The 24,701-nt window shown below is 69.4% G+C and carries 16 protein-coding genes; 14 read left to right on the forward strand and 2 right to left on the reverse strand.

Going from position 1 to position 24,701, the window contains the following annotated elements:
• Nucleotides 1-170: 170 nt before the first annotated feature.
• Nucleotides 171-1,331 carry a lactaldehyde reductase gene (gene fucO / locus Q5923_RS07605; RefSeq protein ID WP_072499466.1) on the forward strand — a complete coding sequence of 387 codons (1,161 nt, stop codon included), beginning with the start codon at nucleotides 171-173 and terminating at the stop codon, nucleotides 1,329-1,331.
• A gap of 67 nt (nucleotides 1,332-1,398) precedes the next feature.
• On the opposite strand, the gene Q5923_RS07610 is transcribed toward fucO, so the two are convergent.
• Nucleotides 1,399-2,430, reverse strand: coding sequence for an endonuclease/exonuclease/phosphatase family protein (locus Q5923_RS07610; RefSeq protein WP_303133229.1), 1,032 nt, complete (start codon nucleotides 2,428-2,430; stop codon nucleotides 1,399-1,401).
• A gap of 210 nt (nucleotides 2,431-2,640) precedes the next feature.
• Here Q5923_RS07610 and Q5923_RS07615 point away from each other — a divergent pair, with 210 nt between their 5' ends.
• Nucleotides 2,641-3,897, forward strand: a complete 1,257-nt coding sequence (locus Q5923_RS07615; RefSeq protein ID WP_303133231.1) for an Mbeg1-like protein — start codon at nucleotides 2,641-2,643, stop codon at nucleotides 3,895-3,897.
• Here the strand turns inward: Q5923_RS07615 and Q5923_RS07620 are convergent.
• Nucleotides 3,894-4,256: a phage holin family protein gene (locus Q5923_RS07620; protein WP_009278985.1), complete on the reverse strand. Its 363-nt coding sequence runs from the start codon at nucleotides 4,254-4,256 to the stop codon at nucleotides 3,894-3,896. The two genes, Q5923_RS07615 and Q5923_RS07620, sit on opposite strands and share 4 nt — an antisense overlap.
• A gap of 143 nt (nucleotides 4,257-4,399) precedes the next feature.
• On the opposite strand from Q5923_RS07620, the gene Q5923_RS07625 reads away from it, so the two are divergent.
• From Q5923_RS07625 to rfbA, 12 genes are all read left to right on the forward strand, one after another.
• Complete coding sequence (locus tag Q5923_RS07625) at nucleotides 4,400-4,702, forward strand: YerC/YecD family TrpR-related protein (RefSeq protein ID WP_303133233.1); 303 nt, start codon at nucleotides 4,400-4,402, stop codon at nucleotides 4,700-4,702.
• A gap of 142 nt (nucleotides 4,703-4,844) precedes the next feature.
• On the forward strand, nucleotides 4,845-8,090 hold the full coding sequence (locus tag Q5923_RS07630; protein ID WP_303133235.1) for a PD-(D/E)XK nuclease family protein: 3,246 nt from the start codon (nucleotides 4,845-4,847) through the stop codon (nucleotides 8,088-8,090).
• Nucleotides 8,090-11,611 (forward strand): exodeoxyribonuclease V subunit beta, encoded by a 3,522-nt coding sequence (locus tag Q5923_RS07635; protein ID WP_303133236.1) that lies wholly within the window; start codon nucleotides 8,090-8,092, stop codon nucleotides 11,609-11,611. The genes Q5923_RS07630 and Q5923_RS07635 overlap by 1 nt, the downstream gene beginning before the upstream one ends.
• A 162-nt stretch (nucleotides 11,612-11,773) precedes the next feature.
• On the forward strand, nucleotides 11,774-15,676 hold the full coding sequence (gene dnaE, locus Q5923_RS07640) for a DNA polymerase III subunit alpha (protein WP_009278989.1): 3,903 nt from the start codon (nucleotides 11,774-11,776) through the stop codon (nucleotides 15,674-15,676).
• 140 nt (nucleotides 15,677-15,816) lie between these two features.
• Nucleotides 15,817-16,194: a desulfoferrodoxin family protein gene (locus tag Q5923_RS07645; RefSeq protein ID WP_009278990.1), complete on the forward strand. Its 378-nt coding sequence runs from the start codon at nucleotides 15,817-15,819 to the stop codon at nucleotides 16,192-16,194.
• Nucleotides 16,195-16,306: 112 nt separating this feature from the next.
• Nucleotides 16,307-18,202: a hypothetical protein gene (locus Q5923_RS07650; RefSeq protein ID WP_009278991.1), complete on the forward strand. Its 1,896-nt coding sequence runs from the start codon at nucleotides 16,307-16,309 to the stop codon at nucleotides 18,200-18,202.
• Nucleotides 18,203-18,267: 65 nt separating this feature from the next.
• Nucleotides 18,268-18,918, forward strand: a complete 651-nt coding sequence (gene ruvC / locus Q5923_RS07655; RefSeq protein WP_009278992.1) for a crossover junction endodeoxyribonuclease RuvC — start codon at nucleotides 18,268-18,270, stop codon at nucleotides 18,916-18,918.
• Nucleotides 18,915-19,547 carry a Holliday junction branch migration protein RuvA gene (ruvA, locus tag Q5923_RS07660; protein WP_009278993.1) on the forward strand — a complete coding sequence of 211 codons (633 nt, stop codon included), beginning with the start codon at nucleotides 18,915-18,917 and terminating at the stop codon, nucleotides 19,545-19,547. Before ruvC ends, ruvA begins: the two co-directional genes overlap by 4 nt.
• The gene (gene ruvB, locus Q5923_RS07665) at nucleotides 19,547-20,614 is read left to right on the forward strand and encodes a Holliday junction branch migration DNA helicase RuvB (protein ID WP_009278994.1); all 1,068 of its coding nucleotides are present in this window, start codon (nucleotides 19,547-19,549) and stop codon (nucleotides 20,612-20,614) included. The genes ruvA and ruvB overlap by 1 nt, the downstream gene beginning before the upstream one ends.
• Nucleotides 20,615-20,733: 119 nt before the next feature.
• Nucleotides 20,734-21,126 carry a hypothetical protein gene (locus Q5923_RS07670; protein ID WP_303133239.1) on the forward strand — a complete coding sequence of 131 codons (393 nt, stop codon included), beginning with the start codon at nucleotides 20,734-20,736 and terminating at the stop codon, nucleotides 21,124-21,126.
• Between the two features lie 191 nt (nucleotides 21,127-21,317).
• Nucleotides 21,318-23,747: a glycosyltransferase family 2 protein gene (locus tag Q5923_RS07675; protein WP_303133240.1), complete on the forward strand. Its 2,430-nt coding sequence runs from the start codon at nucleotides 21,318-21,320 to the stop codon at nucleotides 23,745-23,747.
• Between the two features lie 38 nt (nucleotides 23,748-23,785).
• On the forward strand, nucleotides 23,786-24,679 hold the full coding sequence (rfbA, locus tag Q5923_RS07680) for a glucose-1-phosphate thymidylyltransferase RfbA (protein ID WP_062531380.1): 894 nt from the start codon (nucleotides 23,786-23,788) through the stop codon (nucleotides 24,677-24,679).
• The last annotated feature ends 22 nt before the right edge of the window (nucleotides 24,680-24,701 follow it).

The raw sequence follows: 24,701 nt of genomic DNA on the forward strand, positions 1-24,701 counted from the left end.
TAGCTGTTGCCGGCGGGGCTTCCGTCTCCCGTCCCGGCGGCGCGACGTGCGCCCCACCCGCCTATGCGGGAATGGGACATGGCTGCCGGATGTTTATCTATATGTTTAGTTCTTGTTAGGTAGATAATGCAGGAGGCGTTCATAGGTCAGCTTCGTCCCTGGGAGGAATCATGGCAAACCGCTTCGTCCTCAACACCGTCTCGTACCACGGCTCCGGTGCGATCAAGGAGATCCCCGGCGAGATCAGGCGCCGGGGCTTCAAGAAGGCCTTCGTCTGCTCCGACCCCGACCTCGTCAAGTTCGGCGTGACCGCGAAGGTCACCGACCTCCTCGACGAGGCGGGCATCCCCTGGTCCCTCTACAGCGAGATCAAGCCCAACCCCACCATCAAGAACGTCCAGGACGGCGTCGCCGCCTTCAAGGGGTCCGGCGCCGACATGATGGTCGCCATCGGCGGCGGCTCCTCCATGGACACCTGCAAGGCCATCGGCACCGTCGCCGAGAACCCCGAGTTCGCCGACGTGCGCTCCCTCGAGGGCGTCGCCGACACCAAGGCCCATGCCACCTTCACCATCGCCGTCCCCACCACCGCCGGGACGGCCGCCGAGGTCACGATCAACTACGTGATCACCGACCCCGAGAAGGTGCGCAAGTTCGTCTGCGTCGACGTCAACGACATCCCCGAGGTCGCCGTCGTCGATCCTGACATGATGGCCTCGATGCCCGCCGGCCTCACCGCCGCCACCGGCATGGACGCCCTCACTCACGCCATCGAGGGCTACACCACCCGCGGTGCCTGGGAGCTCTCGGACATGTTCCACTACAAGGCGATCCAGCTCATCTCCCAGAACCTGCGCGACGCGTACGCGGAGGCGAAGAGCGGCCAGCCCGCGAGCGGCCGCGAGGGCATGGCGCTCGGCCAGTACGTCGCGGGCATGGGCTTCTCCAACGTCGGCCTGGGCATCGACCACGCCATGGCCCACACCCTCTCGGCCCACTACGACACCCCCCACGGCGTGGCCTGCGCGATGCTGCTGCCGATCGCGATGGAGTTCAACAAGCCCGCCGTCACGAAGCGCCTGGCCGAGGTGGCCGTCGCCATGGGCGTCGACACCACAGGCATGGGCGAGGACGAGGCCGCGGACGCCGCCATCGCGGCGGTCAGGCAGCTCTCGGCCGACGTCAACATCCCCAAGACCTGCGACGGCCTGGTCGAGGGTGACCTGGACCGGCTCGCCGACGACGCGCTCGCCGACGCCTGCTACCCGGGCAACCCCCGCGAGGCCGACCACGAGGCGGTCAAGGGGCTCTTCCGCAAGATCATGGCGTAGGCCTCGCCACCATCGTCACCTGCGAGGGGGGGCGGTCCATGGGGCCGCCCCCCTCCCCACGGCGTGCCTACGAGGCCTCGAGGGTCGCGAGCAGGGCGAGGTGATCGCTGCCCGCGATCTGCAGGGTCTCGAGCTGGCCGACCGCGATGCCCGCCCCCTTGCTGTAGACGATGTGGTCTATCTCGATTAGGGGAGGGATGACCGAGTTGGCGGGAAAGCTCAGGTGGAGTCCCTCGCCCGCGGCCTCTCCCGCGTCCAGGAAGCTGTCCCCCAGAAGCTTTCTGAAGCCGACGTGGTCCCAGGTCGCGTTGAAGTCCCCCATGATCACGTAGGCGTTGTCGTAGCCTGCCAGCTCCGACACGCTCGCCAGTCCCTCGCTCCAGAGGCCCTGCCCTCCCAGATGGGGCGAGTTGGGGTGCGTGCTCACGAAGCGGAGCCGACGCTCGCCCAGGGTCACGGTGCCCGCGGCGAGGGCAGAGGACTCGGTGGGCATGAGGTTCGAACTCGTGCGCGAGAGGGGCTGCAGCGAGAAGATTGCGTTGATGCCGCCGTTGTCCGTGGCGGAGGCCTCGCCCAGGACGTAGTGGGGGAGAAGCTCGTGGATGCCCGCCTCGCCCAACTCGTCCAGGAAGGTCCAGCTCACCTCCTGTAAGGCGAGCACCTCGACGCGCCTCTCCCTGACGGCCCGGACCAGCGCGGCCGCATCCGCCCTGCCGTTCCTCGTGTTGAAGGTCATGAGCCTGAGGTAGTCGTCGTCCGCGACGGGGGCGTCGACGTCAGAGGGGCTCGTGGCCTCGACCGCCGCCTCCGACACGGTCTGCGTGGGGAGGAAGTAGCCCAGGTGCCAGACGACCACCAGGGCCGCAGCCGCGAGGGAGAGCGCGGCGAGGTTCCTGCGCCGCCAGAGGAGGGAGAGCGCGAGGGCGAAGGCGAAGGCGGGAAGGGTCCAGATCACGAAGGAGGTCAGCTCGGGGACGGCGCGTCCCTGCGCGTGGCTCAGGGGCAGCATGCGCAGGACCAGGAGCCCCAGGAGGGGCAGCATGAGCATCCAGAGCAGGAAGCTCAGGAAGTTGTGGCGTCCCCCTCGTCCGCGCCTCATGGAAGCCCCTCTCCCCTCGCGCCCATGGTCTGGCCCTCTCCCGTATCCTTGCATTCTAGACGTGCCAGGGCGCCGATCGCCCCTGGGCGCGGCCGTCTCCCGTCTGGGGCCGGCGCGCGGCCACGACGGCGCCCCAGGGGCAAGAGCCAAGACGGGCCGCCTCCGTCTTGGGGGCCACGCGGGCGAAGGCGACACAAGAGGGGGCAGCGCATGTTCCACATGAACGACTATCTTGCCTGGAGGGGCGACCTCCGCTTCGACGAGCGCCCCCTCAACGAGGTCGACGCGCTCGTGCTCTCGTGCCTGAGCTACCTCGACTTCACGGGGTTCGTCCCCGGGCCGGGAGCTGGCGGCGTGAGCCTCTCTGCCGCCTGCCTCGCGCTGGCCGACGAGGCGGGCGAGGACATGTCCGGCCGCGTGCGCTCGCTTGCCACGTTGGACGCGGAGTACCTCCGCCGCCTCGCCTCGTCGAGGCGCTTCGGCGACCTCGTGCTCCACGACTACGTGGACCAGATTGACGAGGGGAGCTCGCTGCAGTTCGCCGCCCTCCGCGCGACGCTTCCGGACGGGGACGAGTTCGTGTCCCTGCGGGGGACCGACTCGACCCTCGTGGGCTGGCGCGAGGACTTCATGCTGAGCTTCACGGTGACCGAGGCCCAGAGGCGCGCGGCAGCCTACTGCGCGGAGGCCCTGCGCGGGCTTGCGGCTCGGGGGAGGTACGCCTACCTCGGTGGGCACTCGAAGGGCGGGAACCTGGTCGCCTTCGCCGCGCTCTCCTGCCCCGAGGGGCTGCGCCCGCGGATCCGCGAGGCGTACAGCTTCGACGGCCCTGGCATGGCGCCCGAAATCATGCCCCAGAGCCCGTCCTCGCTCCTCGGTGACCGCTTCCATCACGTCTGTCCCGAGCACAGCGTCATAGGCATGCTCCTCTCGCGTCCCGAGGACCCCCACGCGTTCGTGCGAAGCGACGGGAGCGGCATGCTGCAGCACGACCCCATGACCTGGGAGTGCCTGCCCGACGGGCTGGCGAGGGCGGAGGGCCTGGACGACGACGCGAGGAGGGTGGACGAGGCGATCGCGGCCTGGGTCTCGCAGATCGACCTGGACCACCGCGCGGAGTTCGTCTCCGAACTCTTCGGCGTGCTCGGCGCAGGGGGTGCCACCACCTTCGACGAGGTGCTCCAGCCGCCGAGCATCCAGGCGGTGCTCGCGGCCGCGGTGTCCGTCAGCGACCAGAGCCGCGAGCTCGTGCGCAGGCTGGTGGGGGCGACCGTGGACGCCTACCGGGCGTCGGCGGGGGAGCGCGTCGCCGAGGCGCGGGAGGCTGCCGCCCGCCAGGCCCGCGAGCTGGTCCGAGACGTCGCCGACCACCTGGCGCTCGCGGGCGAGGAGGGGGAGGCCGAGGCTCCGCGGAGGCAGCCGCTCCTGCCCAGGACGAGGGGGGCGCGCCCGGACGACGACGCCTAGCGCAGCCCGGTCACGCCGCCCACCAGGCTGGCGACGACGCTGATCACGATGGCCCCGAAGAACGCCGCGCCGAAGCTCGAGATGAGGATCCCCGCGTGGAAGACGTTGCGCGAGAGGTAGCTCGCGAGCTCGAGCATCAGGGCGTTGATCACCAGCGAGAAGAGGCCGAGCGTCAGGAAGTTGAGGGGAAGCGAGAAGAACGTCGCCACGGGCTTCACGGTCGCGTTGACGAGGGCGAGCATGAGGGCGCACATGGCCGGGCCCATCCAGCTGCCGCCCACGGCCTCGATGCCGGGGACCAGCGCGATCGCTGCCATGGTGGCAATTGCGGTAACGAACCAGGTTCCGAGAAATGACATGGTTTCCTCCTTCTGATGGCTTGGTTATACCCAGGTCCGGTTCCTGCCATGCCTCGTGCCAAGGCCCCCTCTCGCTTTAATGGAGTAAAGTAGGCGGCCAGGGGAGGCCACGGATGTCCTACCCATGGCGAAGGGCGGGGCGCATGGCTCGGAGTGCGGGCGAGAGGATCGGAAGCGCGGACGCGGAGCGGCTGTACCAGGCGGTCGGCCTGGTGTCCGACCCCTCCGAGGCCCGTGCCTTCCTCCAGGACCTCCTGAGCCCGAAGGAGGTGGAGGAGCTGGCCCGCCGCCTGCGGGTCGCCACCATGCTGAGGGACGGGGCGTCCTACCTCGAGGTGTCCCGCCAGACCGGGGCGTCCTCCACCACCGTGAGCCGCGTCTCGAAGTGCCTGAACGGCGAGGCGGGCGGGTACCGCCGCGTGCTCGCCCGGATGGACGGGGAGTAGGGCGCACCGCCATCCGGCACCGCCATGGGCCCGCGGCTCCCTGCCGCGGGCCCATGGCTTGGCGTCCCACCCCCGCGCTACCATGTGCCCGTCGGCACGGGCGACGAGGCGCGGCCGTTCGGTTCGAGGAAGGGGAGGGCACATGCCACTCAAGCTCATACGCACGGACGACCCCCGGCTCCTGGGCGCCCCCGTCATGCGCGAGCTCGGCGCCACTTCCGCCGTCGCCGAGGCGACCCTTTTCGTGCCCTCGGTCGATCAGGCGCTCGCCTGCAGAAGGGCGCTTGCGGACGACCCGCGCGCGCCCCACCTCCTGCAGGTGGCGACCCCCGTCGCCTGGGCGGAGGAGCGCTGGGGGCTGTGGGGTGACGGACGCCGCGTCGTCGACGCCACGGCACGGCTCGCGCTTCTGCGCGTCCTGCTCAACCGCGCCCGGTCCCAGGGCGCCCTCGAGGGCCTTGCCGGCACCAGCGGCACGCTGGACCTCCTCGCCCGCCTCTGCTCCGAGCACCTTCCCGAGCTGCCGCCGGACCAGGGCGACCCGCGATGGAGGGCCCTGGGGAGCGCGGAGCGCAAGCTCTGCGGGCTTGTGTGCGAGTACGGGGAGGCGCTCCGCCGCCGTGGCCTCGTGGAGCTCTGCGAGGCCATGTGGCTCCTGCCCGACGCACTCGCCGAGGCTCATGGCAGCCACCCGCGCGTCGTCGCGGCGGGGTTCGACCAGGCGCCCCCCTCGGTCCTGCGCCTCCTCGCGCGCCTCGCGGGCGCGGGGGAGCTCGTACTGGTGGTGCGTTCGGACGAGGGTCCCGCGACGGCCCTCGCGGAATCGTCCGCGCGCGCCGTCGTGGCGCTCTGTCGCGAGCTCGGCGTCGAGGTTGCCGAGGAGGAGTCGGTCGAGGGGCATCGCGCGCCGGCGGCAGGCGAGCTCCTGGGACTGCGTGCGCGGCTCTTTCGCATGGGAGAGCCCTCCATGGGCGCGCTCGAGCCATCGGGCAGGGTCGCGCTCCTCGAGGCGTCGGGCCCCCTCAGCGAGGGGGAGCTCATGTGTGCCGAGCTCCTCGAGCGGGGACGTGCCCTGGCGGCCGATGCTGGGACGGCGAGCCTTGCCGTGGTGGTGCCCGACGTAGGCCGCGCCTGGTCCGAGCTCGCGCCCAAGCTCGCCGCCCGCGGCGCCTGCGTCCGGGCCAGCATCCCCGTGCGCCTGGACCGCATCCCCCAGGTTCGTGCGTTCCTGGGCTTCGCAAGGGAGGTCGCGCGCCTTTCCGAGCTCGACCTCGGCTGGCCCGGGCCCGTCCAGGGTCCCGACGGCAGGCCACTGCCCCAGCTGGGCGACATGTCCTGGTGGCCCCCCCGGCCCATCGTGGACTTCCTGCTGAGCGACGCGAGCGGGATGGGACGGCAGCAGGCGTGGGAGCTCGACCGCCGCTGGCGGGGGAACCGCTCCCTCACCCCGCGCCAGCTGCTCGAGTCCCTCGGCCGCAAGCGCAGCACCAGTCCGGAGGTCCAGCAGGCGACGGCGGCGATACTCCGCGGCCAGATCGGTCACGCCGCGGGGCTGCTCGCCCATGCCATGGAGGAGGCGGACCAGGCCCAGGCCGACCTCGCACGCTCGCGGGGGGAGGGGCCGGGGACGCCTGGCGAGTCCCGGCTCCGCGGCATCGACGGCCTGCGCTCCCTCCAGGCAGTCTCCGGTAGCGTCAGCGAGCTCGGCCTGGGCCGCGGGAAGGGCAAGGGGCTGGCGCCGGCCGGCATGTCGCTCTCCGAGCTCTGCGACCTCTTCGCCGAGCTCGCGGGGAGGCAGGCGCTGCGCCGCCGCCTCGTCCTGGGGGACGAGGCGGCCCAGGTGGGAGTGAGGCTCCTCTCCCGCCCCGAGGCGGCCCGGCTCGAGCCCGCCTCCCATGACCTCGTCCTGGTCTCGGGGCTCACGGCGGCGGAGTACCCGCTCGCGCCCAGGGACGACGCGTACGAGGCGCTCCTCTCCAAGCTTGGCCTCGGCGGCTCCGACGACCCGCTCGAGCTCGCGCGCTCGCAGTTCGCCTCCGCCGTGGCCGCGGCGCGCAGCTCGCTTCTGCTCGAACGCGCGACCCATGCCGCGGACGCCTCGGTCGGCTATCCGGCAGTCATGCTCACCGAGGCGCTGGCCTGCTACGGCTTCGAGGGCGAGGGTCCTTGTCCCCTCCGCGTCCGCGGCATGGGGGAGGGCGAGGCGAGCCTCTGCCTCTCGGGGGAGGGCTCGCGTCCCGCCCCGCAGGGCTCGCGCGCGGTCGCGGCCGGCTCGATGCTCTCGCCGGGGTTGCGCGGGATGATCGTCGTCCCCCGTCCGGGCGAGGCCGAGCTGCCGGGGGGCCGTCCGTCCCTCTCCGCCTCCCAGATGGAGTCCTACCTGGAGTGCCCCCACAAGTGGTTCACCCTCAGGAGGCTCGGCCTGGACCGCGTGGACGCCGGCTTCGGCCCGCTCCAGATGGGAAGCTTCGCCCACCGCGTCCTGGAGGTGTCGCACCGCAGGCTCGCGACGGAGGCCGCCCGCGCCGCCGGGCTCCTCGGGGATGGCGGGGAGGCCGACTTCGAGCTGCTGGGGCAGTCGTACGTCCCGGGAACGCGGGTCACGCCGCAGAACCTCGAGCACATGCGCGAGCTCGTCTTGACCGAGGTGGACCACCACCTCGCCCACCAGCTTCGTCGGGCCACCACCGTCGCCGCGCAATCGCTCGTCCCGCATGACAGCGGGGAGCGCCTGCAGCTCGACTTCCTGCGTCGCGACCTCCTGAGCACCGTCGAGTTCGAGCTGGGGGTGCTCGAGGGCTTCGAGCCCCGCCACTTCGAGCTCCGCTTTGGGGGGAGGCGTCCCCAGAGCGTGCACGTGAGCTATGCCGGCGCCGACTTCGTGGGCAGCGTCGACCGGGTGGACGTGAACGAGCACGGCTGCGCCGTGGTGATCGACTACAAGCACAAGGGCGCTGCGGGCTTCGCCGCCGAGTACGACGTGTTCGGGAGGGAGGGCTGTCCCGGGCCGGGGGGGCTCAGGCTCCCGCGCAGGGTGCAGGCCCTCATCTACGCGCAGGTCATCCGCCGCATGATGCCCGACCTCAAGGTGGTGGGGGCGATGTACCTCTCGACCAGGGGGTCGCGCGCGGACCAGCACGAGCTCGCGGGGGTGGTCGACGCCAACTTCGCCGACCAGGTGCTGGGGCCCGCGAGGCAGGCCCGCCTCGACTCCTGCTGCTGCGGGGGGCCTGGACAGCTGGGCTTCGAGGAGCTGCTGGACGCCACCGAGGAGCAGGTCGCCGCGGCGATAGGGCGCATGCTCGCGGGTGACGTCCGCGCCGACCCCGTCGACGCCAAGGCCTGCCAGTGGTGTCCCGTCACCAACTGCGAGAGGAGGCTGTCCTAGTGGCACGCCGTCTGACACCAGAGCAAGAGCGCATCACGCGGACCCTCGACAGGCCGCTCTTCGTGGCTGCGGGGGCCGGGTCGGGCAAGTCGTCCACCCTGGCCGAGAGGGTCGCGTGGGCCCTCACCCCCGGCTCGGGCGAGGGAGGGGCGCCCTACCTCGACAGCCTCGACGAGGTCCTGGTGATCACCTTCACGCATGCGGCCGCGGACGAGATAAAGGAGAAGATCCGCGCCCGGCTGCGCGAGGGGGGCATGGCAGGCCACGCCCTCGAGGTGGACTCTGCCTGGATCAGCACCATCCATGGCATGTGCTCGCGCATCCTGAGGAGGCACGCCCTCGCCCTCGGCCTGGACCCCGGCTTCAAGGTCGCGGGGGAGGGCGTCTCGGCGGACCTGGTCGAACGGGCGGTCGACGAGGTGTGCGGCATCGTCCAGGACGACCCCGCCTACGCGGAGCTCAGGCGTAGCTTCGAGCTCAGGGGGCGGGCCGGAATCGACGGCGCCGCTACGGTGTTCGGCATGCTCAGGACCCTTCGCGACGCGGCGGGATCGGCCCTGGAGGGCTTCGACTCGGTCGAGTTCCCGGGGACCGCCCCCGACGTCTTCGGAGAGCTCTCGCTCTACCTCGACTGCGTGCAGAGGGCGCTCGCCTTGGGGCAGGAGGCAAAGGCCTTCTCGTCCAAGGCCGGCGAGGCGGAGCGCACGAACCTCCAGAACTCCCTCGAGGTGGTGGGAAGGCTCCTCTCGCTCCCGCCCTCGCAGCGCGACGCGGCGCACGCCGCGGAGGCCTTCGGGCGCATAAGGAAGCCCGGCGACGCCTACAGGTCGAAGAAGATGAGGGAGCTGGGCGCCCAGATCAAGGCCGCCTATGCCGACTGTGCGCTCGCCGTGCAGATGGCTGGCGCGATGCGCTTCCGCACCCAGCTCGTCCAGCTCGCGCGCGAGGTGGACCGTCGCTACGCCGGACTCAAGGCGGGGCTCGGGGTCCTCGACAACGACGACCTGCTCTCGCTCACCCTGCGCGCCTTCCGCGAGCATCCGGAGGTCGCGGCAGAGTACGGTCGGCGCTTCCGCCTGGTCATGGTGGACGAGTTCCAGGACACCAACGCCCAGCAGGTGCGCATGATCGAGCTCCTGAGCGGGCCCGGTGCCTGCCACCTCTGCACGGTGGGGGACGCCCAGCAGTCGATCTACCGCTTCCGTGCCGCCGACGTGCAGGTGTTCCGCGACCGTCAGGCGTCGCTGCCCCCCTCCTCGGTGGTGGAGCTCAAGAACAACTTCCGCAGCCACGACGACGTCCTGCGCTTCGTGGCACACGTCCTCGGACGCGGCCAGGAGGGAGGAGGGGGACTCCTCCCGCGCTTCATGGACCTCGTCGCCTGGGAGGGGCGCGCGAGCGGCTTCGCGGCGCGGGGGCTTCCCCGCGTCAGCGTGGAGCTCGTGTGCTCGAGGCGGCAGGGGAGGGCGCAGGTCTCGTCCCAGGACCGCGCCCGCGTGATGGCGGACAGGGTGGCCGAGCGCCTGGCGAGCTACATCGACGCCGGCCAGAGGCCCTCCGACGTGGCCCTCCTCCTGGGGCGCATGAGCAGGCTCGGCAGCTACCTCGAGGCCCTGCGCTCCCGCGGCATCGAGTGCGTGGTGAGCGGCGGGTCGACCTTCTCGCAGAGCGAGGAGGTGCGCCTCGTCTCGGCGCTGCTGCACCTCCTCGCCAACCCCAGGGACACCCAGGACGGGCTCTACCCCGTGCTCACGAGCCAGATGTTCTGCCTCTCGGCAGACGACCTCCTCCTCCTCGCGACCCGCGACCAGGAGGAGGTGGACGCCCTTACGAAGCGGGGGATAGACGCCGGCCTCGTGTCGTTCGACCTCCCCGCGGGCCTCGAGCCCTCTCCCGCGCTGCGCTCAGCCCGCGAGCTGGTCGTGCGCGCCTTCCGGAGGCTGGGGAGCTGGCCCGTGCGCGACGTGCTCGCGGCGATGCTCCGCGAGTCCGGCCTCGTCGCCCGCCTCGAGGACGGCGGTCCCGACGGCCAGGCCCGCCTGGCAAACGCCCTCGCGGCCGTGCGGCACGTGGGCGAGCTCGTGGACGAGGGCGGCCTCGGCGTCTGCGAGGCGTCCGTCGAGTTCGACCGCTGGCTCGAGGTCTGCAAGCTCGGTCCCGCCTCGCTCGTGGGCGGGGGTGGCGGCCCGGTGCAGGTCATGACCGTGCATGCCTCCAAGGGCCTGGAGTTCCCCGTCGTCGCGGCGTGCGAGTGCTGGGGCAACGACGCGCCCCCCTCCAAGGGCGTCTGCTGCGAGAACCGCTCCGGCTCCGTGCTGGCCGCCCTGATCCCGCCCGAGGCGGACTCGTCGTGGCTCCGCCGGGACGCCCCCGAGGACGACGCCTCCTGCACCGACTGCGTGGACTGGGCGAGGAGGCTCTTCACGAGCTCGGAGGAGGGCGAGGCGGCGGAGCGCGCCCGGCTGCTCTACGTCGCCCTCACGCGCGCGAGGGAGGCGGTGGTCCTGGGGGTCTCGGCCCAGATGTCGAAGGACGGGAGCCTGAGGCCGCTCCTCGCCTCCGGGGTGTGCCGCGCCCTCTTCGGGGAGGGGCTGCCGGAGCCCGGGGAGCACGACGGGCTCGTCGAATACGGCGGCAGCGAGCCCGCCGCGCTGAGGGTGACCTCCCTCGTGCCGGGACCCGAGGGGGGCTGCCTGCTCGACGACGGGGGGGCCGGGTCCCCCCGCGAGCTGGGTGCCCTGGGGGACGGCCCGAAGGCAGGGGAGGAGCCGTCCCCCTTCGTCAGCTACGACGTCGCCGTCGAGGACGGTCTCGCCGTGCGGGGCGAGTCGGCGCGTGGCTGGAGTCCCCGGGAGGGCGTCTTCAGCTATTCCTCCGCCCGGCGGCAGCTTGACGCGCTGGGGGGAGGGGGGCGGGACGAGGCCACCGTGCTCCTCTCCTGCGACGTCGAGGGGAACTGCGAGGAGCCTGGCCCGTCCGATGGCGCGGAGGCCGATGCCGACCGGGCGACGAGCCTGGGCTCCGCCTTCCACCAGCTTGCTCAGGCCATGGTAGAGTCGGCCTCGTCTCCCTCGCCCGAACGCGTCGCCCAGACGGAGCGTTACTGGCGGCTCTCGCCCCGGCAGTGCGACCGGCTCGAGCGTGCGCTGGCGCGCTGGGAGGGCTCGGACATCCGGAGGGAGGCGCTCTCGCACGCCTGCCTCAGGGCGGAGCAGCCCTTCTTCAGGAAGGTCGAGTCCAGGTTCGGGAGCTACGTGGAGGGCGCCATCGACCTCCTCTGCTTCGACCCCGGCAGCCCCCGGGCGCTGGTGGTCGACTACAAGACCGGAGACGCGGGCCTCCCTTCCCAGGAGCTCCTCGAGCGCCACAGGATGCAGGCGGGCCTCTATGCCAACGTGCTCCTGGGGGAGGGCTTCGACGAGGTGGAATGCGCCTTCGTCTGCGTGGAGCTCGAGGCTGGCGGCGGCCAGCCGCTCGTCCTGCGCTACGAGTTCGGGGGAGGCCCCTCTCCCCTGAACTAGGCCCGGCCGGCCTGGCCCATCGGCTATCATGGGTGGCCAAAAGCCACGCCGACGCCTCCGGCGGCAAGCAGAGCAGAGGCGCACCTTACCCGAGGCCTCGCGACCCTCGCGCGTCCGTCACCGTTCGCCCTTGGTCACGAGGCAGTCTGGAGAGCAGCAACCATGGCGTTCGTCCACCTGCACAATCACTCCGACTTCTCCATCCTCGACGGCGCCACCCGCATACCAGACATGGTGAAGCGCGCCGTCGACTTCGGGATGCCCGCCGTCGCCCTCACGGACCACGGCTACCTCTTCGGGATCCCCAACCTCGACCTCGAGTGCCGCAAGTACAACGACGGCGCCCTGGGCATGAGGCAGTGGAAGCACGACATCGAGTGCTTCCAGAAGGGTTGGGAGCTCGAGGAGCCCGAGGCGGACGAGCTCGGTGCCGCCGCCTGCGACCTGCCCCATGCGCAGTGGGAGTCCGACTGCAGGGTCTGGGAGGAGTCGGGCCATGACATCGCGGCGGTGAGGGCGAACCGCCCCGAGCTGAAGGTCAAGCCGATCTTCGGCTGCGAGGCGTACTTCATCACGGACGACTGCATCGAGCGCGGCACCAAGCAGCGTCGTTACCACCTCATACTCCTGGCCAAGAACGAGACCGGCTACGTCAACCTCATCCGCTGCATGTCGAAGGCCGCGGGGCACGAGATGATGTACTACAAGCCGCGCACCACCCTGGCCATGCTGAGGGAGTTCCACGAGGGCCTCATCTGCCAGAGCGCCTGCGTCCAGGGGATCATCCAGCAGTGCGTGCTGGACGGCGACTTCGACGGCGCGCGCGAGTGGGCGCGCACCTTCAAGGACATCTTCGGCGACGACTTCTACATGGAGATCCAGGACCACGGCCTGAGCTTCCGCAACGGCTGGGACGACCGCAGGCTCGACGAGTACCTGGTGAAGATGGCGCGCGAGCTGGACGTCAAGGTCATCGCCACCAACGACTTCCACTACCTCTCTCGCGAGGACGCCCCCACCCAGGACATCCTCTCGTGCATCGGCAAGGCCACCACGCTCGACGACGTCGGCCGCATGCGCATGGACGGCACGGAGTTCTACATGAAGAGCGAGGAGGAGATGCGCGAGCTCTTCTCATGGATCCCCGAGGCCTGCGACAACACCCTCGAGGTCGCCGCCAAGTGCGACTTCGAGATCGACTGGGCCAACATGTACCTGCCCCAGTACCCCGGACTTCGCGAGGGCGAGACGGCCGAGGCGCGCTTCAGGGAGGAGTGCGAGCGCGGCCTCGCTAAGCGCTACGGCGACGACTGGGAGAACGTGGTCATCGGCGGCATCAACGTGCGTGAGCGCTTCGAGTACGAGTACAAGATCATCTGCGACAAGGGCTTCGCCAACTACTTCCTCATCGTCCAGGACTACGTGCAGTGGGCCAAGGACAACGGCATCGGCGTGGGCCCGGGCCGCGGCTCCGCCGCCGGGGCCATCGTCGCCTACGCCATGAACATCACCTCCTTCGACCCGCTCGAGAACGGCCTCATGTTCGAGCGCTTCCTCTCTCCCCAGCGCTCCGAGATGCCCGACATCGACATGGACTTCGACGACGAGCACCTCCAGGACGTCCTCGCCCACGTGCGCGAGGTGTACGGCGAGGACCGCGTCTGCAAGGTCATCACCTACTCCACGATCAAGGCGAAGCAGGCCATCAACGACGCGGCGCGTGTGCTGGGGTTTCCCGTCTACGTGGGCCAGCGCCTCTCCAAGATGCTCTCCAACGACCCAAAGCTGTCGCTGCCCTGCGCCCTCCACAAGACCGAGAAGCATCCCGACCAGTACTCGCCGGACTTCGAGGAGGCCTACCAGAAGGACGCGGACGCCCACCGCATCATCGACGCAGCCCTCTCAATCGAGGGCATGACCCGCGGCGAGGGCGTGCACGCCTGCGCGACGCTCATCGCGCCGACTCCCGTCACCGACCACGTGCCCACGAAGCTCGACACCAAGGGCAACGTCACCATCACGCAGTACGAGGGACACTCGGTCGCGGACATGGGCCTCCTCAAGATGGACTTCCTCGGCCTGAGGACCCTCACCGTCATCAACAAGGCCCTGGCCAACATCAGGCGCAGCCATCCCGGCCTCGCCAGCGAGGAGGACATCCCCGACGCCGTCCGCGCCTGCCTGAGGGACGGGGCGACCCACGTGGACATCGACGTGGACAAGATCGACTTCTCCGACCCCAAGATCTACGAGCTCCTGGGCTCGGGGCACACGGCCGGGGTCTTCCAGGTCGAGTCCGCGGGCATGACGGCGACGATCAAGAACATGCAGCCCAAGGAGTACAAGCAGATCGTCGCACTCATCGCCCTCTACCGTCCCGGCCCCCTCGGCGCTGGCATGGTCACGAGCTACATCAACCGCATGAACGGCAAGGAGCCCGTCGTCTTCTACGACGACCGTCTCTCCGACATCCTGGACGAGACCTATGGCACCATCGTCTACCAGGAACAGGTCATGCAGATTTCGGTGAAGATGTCCAACTTCTCCGCCGGCGAGTCCGACTCGCGCATCCGCAAGCCCGTGGCGAAGAAGAAGATCAAGCTCCTCACCAGCACCGTGTTCCACTGGGACAACGGCAAAGACGAGACGACCTACGACCACTGGATGAACGGCGCCGTGGAGAATGGCTACGAGAGGGAGACCGCCCAGCGCATCTGGGACGACGTCCTCGAGTTCGCCTCCTACGCCTTCAACAAGTCGCACTCGGCGGGCTATGCCATCCTGGTCATGCAGACCGCCTGGCTCAAGGCGTACTTCCCCCGCGAGTACATGGCGTCGGTCCTCACCAGCTACATGGGCAAGACGGAGAAGATCGTCCACTACGTCAGCTCCTGCAGGCACGAGGGCATCCAGGTCCTGCCGCCCGACATCAACGAGTCGGGCAAGGACTTCACGGCGACGCCCGAGGGCATCCGCTTCGGGTTCGCGGGCATCCGCGGCGTGGGCGAGGGCGTGGGCGACGCGATCATGGCCGAGCGCAGCCAGGGGGGACCCTTCAAGAGCCTCCACGACTTCGTGGACCGCGTCGACTCGAGCCAGGCCAACCGTCGCGTGGTCGAGGCGCTCATAAAGAGCGGCGCCTTCGACTCGACCGGCTATCCCCGCAAGCAGATGATGAGCTTCGTGGACAAGAACGACCCCAGCAACATCATCGACGCCGCCGCCAAGCGCCAGAAGGACCGCGCCTGCGGACAGAGCTCCCTCTTCGACATGTTCGCCGACGTCGAGGGCTCGGGCTTCGAGGACGAGGTGCCCCCCGCGAACGGTGACGAGTGGGACCGCCACACCAAGCTCGCCCAGGAGCACGAGGTGCTGGGCATCTACGTCTCGGACCACCCGCTCAGGCCCTTCGAGTACGCGCTCTCGAAGGCGCGCGACTACACCATCGCCGAGATAGAGGAGTCGGAGGAGGTGGTCGACCCCTTCACGGGCGGCAGCTCCACCCGCTTCCGAGTCCCCGAGGGCAAGCCCATCCGGCTCGCGGGGATGGTGCCCACGGGCGGCGTAGCCAAGAAGGTCACCAAGAACGGCGACCAGATGGCCATCGTCACGCTCGAGGACATGGAGGGCGAGATATCCCTCGTCGTCTTCCCCAAGACCTACAAGGAGTGCGCCGCGGCGCTGGAGGGGGACGTGGACCCCGAGACCGGCGAGCGTATGGGCGACGTCTTCATCAAGGTCACGGGCAAGCTCGAGCGTGGGGACCGCGGCAACCAGATCATCGCGAGCTCCATCGTGTCGATGGAGCTCAGCGAGAAGACCAACCGGCCCAAGGTGATCGAGGTCAGCATGAGCTCGCGGATGCTCTCGATGGCGCGCATGGAGCAGCTCCAGGCCATCCTCGCCCGCTATTCCGGGATGGATAGGGTGGAGCTCCTGGTCGAGGCGGTGGGAGGTGACCTGATGCGCATGGAGCTTCCCGCCCGCGTCGACGCGCGCAACATGGTGCTCATGGCCGAGGTCGAGGACCTGGTGGGCTCGGGCGGGGGAGTGCGCGTCGCCTAGGGGGTCATGCCAATAATGTTATGAGATTACTGACATTTCTTGCGCATAGCTGCGTGCGCGCGGGGGCATAATGGAAGCGATGCCCGAGGTGGTAGGGGCCACCTGCTCGACGAGCGTGGGCAGAGAAGAGAGGATGAGCCATGCCTGAGGCCAAGTTCTATCGCTGCAACACCTGTGGGAACATCGTCGCCCTCATCAGGAGGGGCGGTGGCACCCTCAGCTGCTGCGGCTCCCCCATGGAGGAGCTCGTCGCCGGCTCCACCGACGCCGCCACCGAGAAGCACGTCCCCCAGGTCAGCGTCGAGGGCGACCAGGTCGTCGTCACCGTCGGCTCCGTCGAGCACCCCATGCTCGAGGAGCACTACATCCAGTTCATCGCGCTGGCCACCGAGGACGGCGTCACCGTCAAGTACCTGAAGCCCGGCATGAAGCCCCAGGCGACCTTCGCGAAGCCCGCCGGCGCCCTCACCGCCTACGAGTACTGCAACCTCCACGGCCTCTGGAAGGCCGAGGCGTAGGCCAGGCTCTGGCAGCTGCAACGTCGGCGCGGCGGCCTCGCATCGGGGTCGCCGCGCCTCCTTTTCGCCGCCCGGCCCCAGGCGGCCGGGAACGTGATCGGAGGTAGGTCGGATGAGGATGGGAATCGCCCAGATGGGAAGCAGGCCGGGCGACCTGCTGGGCACTCCGGGCAGGGTGGCTGCCCTTTCCGAGCGTGCCGCGGCAAGGGGCGTCGACCTCCTGCTCTTCCCCCTGCCCCTGCTCTCGGGTCCGGAGGGCACGACCGCCCCCGCCGACCAGGAGCCCTTCGCCTCAAGCCTTCTGCTGGCGCTCTCCGACCTCTCCCGCGAGGTCGCCTGTCCCTGCGTGGTGCCCGCCGTCATGAGCCTCGGCGACGTCTCCCAGGCCGAGGCCTTCCTCCTCGAGCGGGGCCGCGTGGTGCCGCTCGGGGTGCCCGCCTGGTCGGGCGACGCCTCGCTTGGGGTGCCAGGTGGCGCGTCGGAGGAGGCGTCGACGTCGGCGGCGCCTCCGGCGCTCGAGCTCTCCGGCCTCCGTCTGGGGCTCGCCCTGAGCTACGAGGACCTGGACGACTACGACGACCATGACCGCGACCTGGACGCGGTGGTGTTCCTCTCGCCCTATCCCTTTGCGGCCGACGACCCCAGCTCCCCCCTTGGCGCAAACGTCCTGGGAGGGCGCTTCGCCGCCGACGCCGCCGCCACGGGCGCCTGGGTCGTCGCCGTGGGTGGGCTCGGGGGCTACGGCGAGCAGGTCTACACGGGCGGGAGCTTCGTCATGACCCCCGAGGGCGAGCTCGCCGCCCTCGCCCCCTCCTTCGAGGAGCAGCTCCTCGTGGCGGAGCTGCCCGCGCGGGGGGACGAGGTGGTCCTGCGGAGCCCGGTCGAGCCCGAGCTCTTCGACGAGACCCTCTTCATGTGGCAGGCCCTCTGCCTCGGACTCCGTGACTACGTGCGCAAGCTGGGGCTTCCGGGGGTCGCCCTCGTCCTGGACGGCAGCCTGGGCTCGAGGCTGCTCGCCACCCTCTCGAGCGACGCGCTCGGCCCCCAGAACGTCCACGCCCTCCTGCCCTCCCTTGGGGGAGAGGCGCGCGAGCGCTCGTGCAGGAGGCTCGCCCGTGAGCTCGGGGTCGACCTCGTCGAGCTGCCCGGCATGGCCGGCCGCGGCCGGGAAGGAGCCCTCCCTCGCCTGCTGCCCTTCGCGCAGCTTGCCGCATATGCCCAGGAAGGGGGGCTGTTGCCCGTGGGCTTCCTTGACAAGACGGGCCTCTCGCTGGGCGGGGGCACGTCCCAGCCCGGTGTCCTCCTGCACCCCCTGGGAGACGTCTACCTCTCTGACGTCGTCGCGCTCGCGCGGCTGAGGAACGCCATCAGTCCCGTCTTCGGCGAGCTTGCCCTCACGGAGGGGGAGCTGCCCCGCGTCGAGGGCGTCGAGCCTCCCCGGGGCTCCCGTGCGCGCGAGGACTGGGTGGCGCGCGTCGACGCGGTGCTCTGCGAGCGCATCGAGTGGATGCGGCGCCCCTTCGAGCTGGCCGAGGCGGCGGGGGTGGACGATTCGTTCGCACGCGCCGTCCTCGCCGCATACGAGTCCACCGCCGCGTCACGAGCCGTCCTCGCCCCCTGCCTGGGCGCCAGCACCTGCCCCGTGGAGGACGCCGCGGCCCCGCTTCCGTTTGCCTGGCACGACGCGGCGGGTCCCGTCGAGTCGCCCCTGGAGCTGGCGCAAAGGCTCTTCTCCCCGCGGGACGACCCGAGGGGCGGGCGGACGGCCGCCGCGTCACCACGCGCGGCCGACGGCGAGCCGGCTGGGCCGGCGGCCGAGGGGGACGACGAGGCGCACGCGCAGGAGGCCCCCCGCGCCTTCGACGAGGCGATCTCGTATCTGAGGGACTTTGGCGTGGACGCCGGCTTCGGGATCGTCGACGACGCGACGCCCTTCTCCGGCGGGCGCCAGGGCGGGGGACGTGCCGACGGGAGACGCGAGTGGTCCGGCCCCTTCTCGGACAACTGAGCTCTGGGCCGGGAGGCCGCGCCCGCTCTGCTATCATAGAACGCACGTTCTAGATTGGAGTGCGGATGGTGATAATGGGCATCGACCCCGGGCTCGCGAACACCGGCTGGGGCATCGTCGAGACGCGGGGCCCGGTGTGCCGCGCCCGCGCGTACGGCTGCATAAGCACCCCCGCATCGGAACAGCTCGACCGTCGCCTGGGCAGGATCTATGCGGAGATATCCGACGCCATACAGGCCTACCAGCCGTCCCAGCTCGCCATAGAGAAGATCTTCTTCGGAGAGAACAGCCGCTCCGCCATCGCCACGGCCCACGCACGCGGGGCGGCGATTGTCGCCTGCGCCCGGGCGGGGCTCGAGGTGGGGGAGTACACCCCCATGCAGATCAAGCAGGCCGTGGTGGGCACCGGCTCGGCAGACAAGTACCAGGTCATCTACATGGTCCGCACCCTCCTCGCGCTCGACCACGACCCCAGGCCCGACCACTGCGCGGACGCCCTCGCTGCGGCGGTCTGCCACGCCAACCTGACCCGTACGCGCCACATCGTGCAGGACGGGGCGAGCGTCCAGGTGCTGGAGCAGCTCGAGGCGCAGGCCGAGGCCGACCGCGAGGAGGCGCGCCAGGTCACCGCCGCCGCGACGGCCGCCCACGTGGCGGGCGCTCGGGGTGCGTCGGGGATGGGCCGCTCCCGTCAGAGTAGGAGGAACTCCCAGTGATCTCTCAGCTTACGGGCAGCCTCTTGGAGGCCCTTCCCACGCGCGTCGTGCTGGACGTGGGCGGGGTGGGCTACGAGCTTGGCGTCTCCGCCACGACGGCGGCGTCTCTGCCCGCCGTGGGCGAGGCGGGGGTGACGCTCCTCACGCGCCTCCTGGTGAAGGAGAGCGCCCTCGAGCTCTACGGCTTCGCCACGAGGGAGGAGCGCTCGGTGTTCGACCGCCTCGTCGCCGTGTCCGGCGTCGGCCCCAAGCTCGCGCTGGCGGTCCTCTCCACCTATTCCGCCGCATCGCTCGCCACCATCGTCGCCACCCAGGACGCCACGCGCATGGCGCAGGTGCCCGGCGTGGGCAAGAAGAAGGCACAGCGCCTGCTCATGGAGCTGCAGGACGTATTCGCGAAGGATGCGGAGCTCAGAGGGCTCGTGGGTATGTCCGAAGCGCCTGCCTCCGACGTCCCGCTGCCCCAGACGAGCGAGTCCGTCAGGGACGAGGCCGGCTCTGCCCTGCTGGCCATGGGCTTCACCCCCCAGGAGGCGGAGCTCGCCCTCCAGGGGCTTGGCGAGGCTGGCGTCACCACGATCGAGAAGGCCGTCGCCTACGCCCTCAAGAGGCTGGGGGGTGCTGCCTGATGTGGGAGAACGGGCGAGACGACCTCTTCGACGACGTGGCGGACCTCGAGCGAAGGGCGGGCGGCCCCCGGTCGGTGAGCGGCGAGCTCACCGAGGACGACCTGGACGTCGAGCGCAGCCTGCGCCCCGTGACGCTCGACGAGTACTGCGGCCAGGAGCGCGTGCGCCAGAACCTGCGTGTGCTCATCGCGGCGGCGAAGGACCGTCACGAGACCCTCGACCACGTGCTCTTCTCGGGCCCCCCGGGCCTTGGCAAGACCACGCTCGCAAACGTGGTGGCCCATGAGATGGGCGCCAAGATCAAGACCACTTCCGGTCCCGCCATCGCGCGCACCGGCGACCTCGCCGCCATCCTCACCAACCTCGAGGAGGGCGACGTCCTCTTCGTGGACGAGATTCACCGCCTGAACCACCAGGTCGAGGAGGTCCTCTATCCCGCCATGGAGGACTTCTTCCTTGACATCGTGATCGGGAAGGGCCCCGCAGCCCGTTCCATCCGCCTGGACGTCCCGCACTTCACCCTGGTCGGGGCGACGACGCGCACGGGCCTCCTCACCGGCCCCCTGCGCGACCGCTTTGGCATCAGCTACCGCCTCGACTACTACAGCATCGAGGAGCTTGCGGGCATAGTCGTCCGCTCGGCGCAGATCCTGGGCGTGCGGATAGACGCGCAGGGCGCGGCCGAGATAGCCTCTCGCTCGCGCGGCACCCCACGCCTGGCGAACCGCCTCCTCAAGCGCGTGCGCGACTACGCGCAGGTTAAGGCCGAGGGGAGCATAAGCTGGGACGTCGCCGCCGAGGCGCTCACCTTCTTCGAGATAGACGAGATGGGCCTCGACTGGATGGACATCAAGATCCTCGACGCGCTCACGCGCACGTTCAGGGGTCGCCCCGTGGGCCTGACCACCATCGCATCCGCCGTGGGGGAGGACCCCTCCACCCTCGAGGACGTCTACGAGCCCTACCTGCTCCAACGTGGCCTCATCATTAGGACGCCCCAGGGGAGGCAGGCGACGGAGCTCGCCTTCGAGCACCTCGGCGTCGTCCCGCCCGCAGGTCCCCGCTGACACCTGCGTCCCACCCTCGCGTTCGGTGGGCCGGTGCCCGCCACGTCCCGTCTGCAAGTCGGGCTGCCTAGGTAATAGACTGTCCTCTGTTGACCGCAGCCCGACGTTGGGAGACCGACATGCTCCAGCACGACTACCTGCTCGAGATAATCAGCCAGTTCGTCGACGTCGCGACGGCGGCCCTGAGGGGCGCCGTCATGGACGGGGACGTGGAGTCCGCGGGGCAGGCGGAAGACGCCATTGCGGGACTCCTCGACCTCGACCCCGAGGTCGCCCTGCAGCTCTCGCCAGACTCGCTGGTGACCATGATGCTGCTCTCCGGCGTGGCGGACTCGCTCGCCGGCTACGTCGCCTACACCCTGAGGAGGCTCTCGGGAGCCTATGCGGGCATGGGCAGGGCCGCGCTCGCCGAGCTGCGCCTCGCCCAGGCGCGCGCCGTCGAGGAGAGCTTTGGCTGCGAGCCCGGCGCCGTCCCCGAGGAGTTCGCGAGCCTCGATGCGGAGCTTTCGTGACCGACTGGGCGATGTGGTCTACTAGCCCATGCCTCCATGGCTTGTTCCTCTCGCCCGCATGCCGTCGCGTCGCCCGGCGCAAGGGAGACGAGCGGCCATAATATGATGGGATAAAACGCTGTGGCCAAACCCTCTCAATCTGCCAGGCGCCTCGCCTTAAGGCAAGGGGAGAGTGACGGAAGGGAACGTCAGTGAGACTGAGATACCGCCAGGTGACCAGGGGCCAGGGGAAGATCTTCCAGAGGCTGACCGTGGAGGGGAAGGGCTCGGCCCTCGGGTCTCTCGAGGTCCGCTCGACCACGAGCGAGGGAAACGTCGTCCCCTCCTCCATCCACAGGCTGGGAGAGGAAGAGTTCGTCATCGTCGTTCCGGTGCTCGACCTGCCCCAATGCGTCGAGCTGTTCTCCGTCTCCGCCGACGGTGGCCGCAGCCTCCTCGATTCGCATAACGTCAGCCCCGGCTGGGCGAAGAACAGGTCGAGGATCAACACCGCCCTCAAGAACGAGGAGGCGGAGTCGATCAGGAACATCGACAGCAAGAATCGGCTGAACAAGTCAGAGATCACCATCGACAGGGTCTGCTTCAACGCCTGGGACAACAACGACATCGTGCACATCAGCGTCGTCAGCCTCGCCCCGCCCCGCCATGACTGGGGGGAGGTCCCGGGGTTCGTCCTGCTCGACTCCAACGGCAGGGAGGTCCAAGATGGCATCGTCGAGCCCATCGTCCTGAGCGACCGCATCGAAGAGAGGGGCTACTACTCGAGGCGTCACGTCACCTACTCCGTACGCATCGCCCGCGACCTATGGTCGTTCGTGGTCTGGGTCAGGCCGTGGGATGGGGAGGACTCCTTCGTCACAATCCAGGACTTCGAGCTCCAGGCCTGGCGTGACAGGTGGCATTTCGACACCCTGAGCGCAGACTTCGACGAGGCATACCCCGAGTGGTTCCGCTCTCACAAGGCATCCCGGAGCCTCCTCGAGATCCAGAGGCGCACGAGGCTGGCCATCCAGCCGCGCTTCTCGATCGTCGTCCCCGTCTTCAACACGCCGATCCCCTTCTTGGACGACATGGTGGGCTCGGTGCTCGGCCAGTCCTATGAGGACTTCGAGCTCCTGCTCGTCAATGCCAGTCCGGACAACCGGGAGCTCGCCGACCGCATAGCCCGCTATGTCAATGCGGACCGGCGCGTCAGGGAGCTGACCCTCGACGAGAATCTGGGAATCACGCTCAACACGAACCAGGGGATCCTCGCTGCCAGCGGGGACTTCGTCTGCTTCCTGGACCATGACGACGTCATCGAGCCGGACCTGCTCTTCTCGTACGCCGAGGCGGTGAACCAGCGCCCGGACACCGACCTGCTGTACTGTGACGAGGACAAGTTGCAGGAGGGGACCCTTGTCAGTCCCTTCTTCAAGCCGGACTGGAACCCCGACCTCCTCTGCTCCTGCAACTACGTCACCCACCTCCTGGCGGTGAGGAAGTCCGTCCTGGACGAGCTCGAGCTGCCGGGCAGGGAGTTCGACGGCGCCCAGGACCACAACATGACCTTCCGCATAAGCGAGCTCGCGCGGCACGTCCACCATGTGCGGAAGGTGCTCTATCACTGGAGGATCCACCCTGGCTCCACCGCCGGTTCCCCCGACGCGAAGAGCTTCACCTCCAATGCCGGCCAGCTGTCCGTCCAAGGGCATCTCGACCGCTGCCACATTCCCGCCAAGGCCGTCATCCGGCCCAAGTTCGACAACATCTTCCAGCTCGACTTCGAGCTCGAGGAGGAGCCGCTGGTCTCGATCGTCATCCCCAGCCGCGACGAGTCCGGAATGCTGGGACGTTGCGTCGACTCCCTCTACCGCTCGTCCTACAAAAACTTCGAGGTCGTCATCGTGGAGAACGGCTCTCGCGAGCCCGAGACGTTTGCTCTGTATGACTCCCTGGTGCGCGAGCACGAGCGCGTCTCCGTGGTCACCTACCCCCTGCAGGGCGACGAGTTCAACTTCTCCAAGCTGGTCAACTTCGGCGCGAGGAGGTCAAAGGGGGACCTCATCCTCCTGCTGAACAACGACACCGAGGTCGTCTCCCTTGGATGGCTGACGCAGATGGTCGGGAGGTGCCTCCGTGACGACGTCGGCGCCGTCGGGGCCAAGCTCCTGTACCCTGACGGCACAATCCAGCATGCCGGGGTCTCGTTCCACCTCACCTTCCCGGATCACCTCGGACAGCTCATGCCGGACATGTCGCCAAACTACTTCAACCTGCTGAACTTCACCCAGGACGTCACTGCGGTGACGGGGGCGTGCCTCCTCACCAGGCGGGAGCTGTTCGACAGGCTGGGCGGCTTCGACGAGACCGACTTCACGGTCGCGTACAACGACGTCGACTACTGCCTGCGGCTCGGGGAGCTTGGCTACCATGTCGTCTATTGTGCGGAGTCCGTCCTGACGCACTACGAGTCGGTCTCCAGGGGGTCGGACCTGGGCGGCGAGAAGGCGGTTCGGCATTGCGCGGAGAGGGCGAACCTCCTCAGGCGGTGGCCGAGCTACTTCGTCGAGGGCGATCCCATGCTGAGTCCCTACATCGCCAAGGACGGAAAGTACCGAAAGCTAAACTTTCTAATATAGTCTCCAAACAACTGGCCAAAGTTTCGAGAGGAGCCGCCATGAAGGGCATCATCCTTGCGGGAGGGAGCGGGACGCGCCTGTACCCGCTCACGACGGTCACGTCCAAGCAACTTCTGCCCGTGTACGACAAGCCCATGATCTACTACCCGCTGTCCACGCTGATGCTTGCGGGAATCAGGGACATCCTCGTCATCTCGACCCCGCGCGACCTGCCGAACTTCAAGAACCTCCTGGGGGACGGCTCCGACTTCGGCATCTCGCTCTCGTATGCGGAGCAGGAGGTGCCCAACGGGCTCGCCCAGGCCTTCGTCATCGGGCGGGAGTTCGTGGACGGGGGTCCCTGCGCCTTGGTCCTGGGAGACAACATCTTCTACGGCAACGGCCTCACCCAGCGCCTCCGCAAGGCGGCCCGCTCGGCGGCCGAGGGGCGCGCCACCGTGTTCGGCTATCGCGTGGACGATCCCGAGCGCTTCGGCGTCGTCGAGTTCGACGAGGGCTACAACGCCGTCTCCATCGAGGAGAAGCCCTCCGAGCCCAAGAGCAACTACGCCGTCACGGGCCTCTACTTCTACGACGAGCGCGTCAGCGACCTGGCCGCCCAGGTGAAGCCCTCCGCTCGCGGCGAGTACGAGATCACGGACCTCAACCGCATGTACCTCGAGGACGGGTCGCTCGACGTCATCACCCTGGGTCGTGGCTTCGCCTGGCTCGACACCGGAACCATGGGTTCGCTCTTCGAGGCCTCGCAGTTCGTGCGTACGGTCGAGACCGCCCAGGACCTGCCCGTCTCCGTCCCCGAGGAGATCGCCTTTGAGAATGGCTGGGTGAGCCGCGAGCGCCTGCTCGAGTGCGCCGAGCGCTACGGGAAGAGCGACTACGGCCGCCACCTGCGTGACGTGGCGGAGGGAAGGATCGTCCCGGGCGGAGAGTAGGCACCTCGCGCGCGAGGGCGGA

Source organism: uncultured Olsenella sp., assembly GCF_959602185.1.
Lineage (GTDB): Bacteria > Actinomycetota > Coriobacteriia > Coriobacteriales > Atopobiaceae > Olsenella_I > Olsenella_I phocaeensis.

Bases quoted from the DNA above. Each gene is read 5' to 3' on its own strand.
- fucO (WP_072499466.1), top strand. From the start codon at position 171: ATGGCAAACCGCTTCGTCCTCAACACCGTCTCGTACCACGGCTCCGGT.
- Q5923_RS07610 (WP_303133229.1), bottom strand. From the start codon at position 2,430: ATGAGGCGCGGACGAGGGGGACGCCACAACTTCCTGAGCTTCCTGCTC.
- Q5923_RS07615 (WP_303133231.1), top strand. From the start codon at position 2,641: ATGTTCCACATGAACGACTATCTTGCCTGGAGGGGCGACCTCCGCTTC.
- Q5923_RS07620 (WP_009278985.1), bottom strand. From the start codon at position 4,256: ATGTCATTTCTCGGAACCTGGTTCGTTACCGCAATTGCCACCATGGCA.
- Q5923_RS07625 (WP_303133233.1), top strand. From the start codon at position 4,400: ATGGCTCGGAGTGCGGGCGAGAGGATCGGAAGCGCGGACGCGGAGCGG.
- Q5923_RS07630 (WP_303133235.1), top strand. From the start codon at position 4,845: ATGCCACTCAAGCTCATACGCACGGACGACCCCCGGCTCCTGGGCGCC.
- dnaE (WP_009278989.1), top strand. From the start codon at position 11,774: ATGGCGTTCGTCCACCTGCACAATCACTCCGACTTCTCCATCCTCGAC.
- Q5923_RS07645 (WP_009278990.1), top strand. From the start codon at position 15,817: ATGCCTGAGGCCAAGTTCTATCGCTGCAACACCTGTGGGAACATCGTC.
- Q5923_RS07650 (WP_009278991.1), top strand. From the start codon at position 16,307: ATGAGGATGGGAATCGCCCAGATGGGAAGCAGGCCGGGCGACCTGCTG.
- ruvC (WP_009278992.1), top strand. From the start codon at position 18,268: ATGGTGATAATGGGCATCGACCCCGGGCTCGCGAACACCGGCTGGGGC.
- ruvB (WP_009278994.1), top strand. From the start codon at position 19,547: ATGTGGGAGAACGGGCGAGACGACCTCTTCGACGACGTGGCGGACCTC.
- Q5923_RS07670 (WP_303133239.1), top strand. From the start codon at position 20,734: ATGCTCCAGCACGACTACCTGCTCGAGATAATCAGCCAGTTCGTCGAC.
- rfbA (WP_062531380.1), top strand. From the start codon at position 23,786: ATGAAGGGCATCATCCTTGCGGGAGGGAGCGGGACGCGCCTGTACCCG.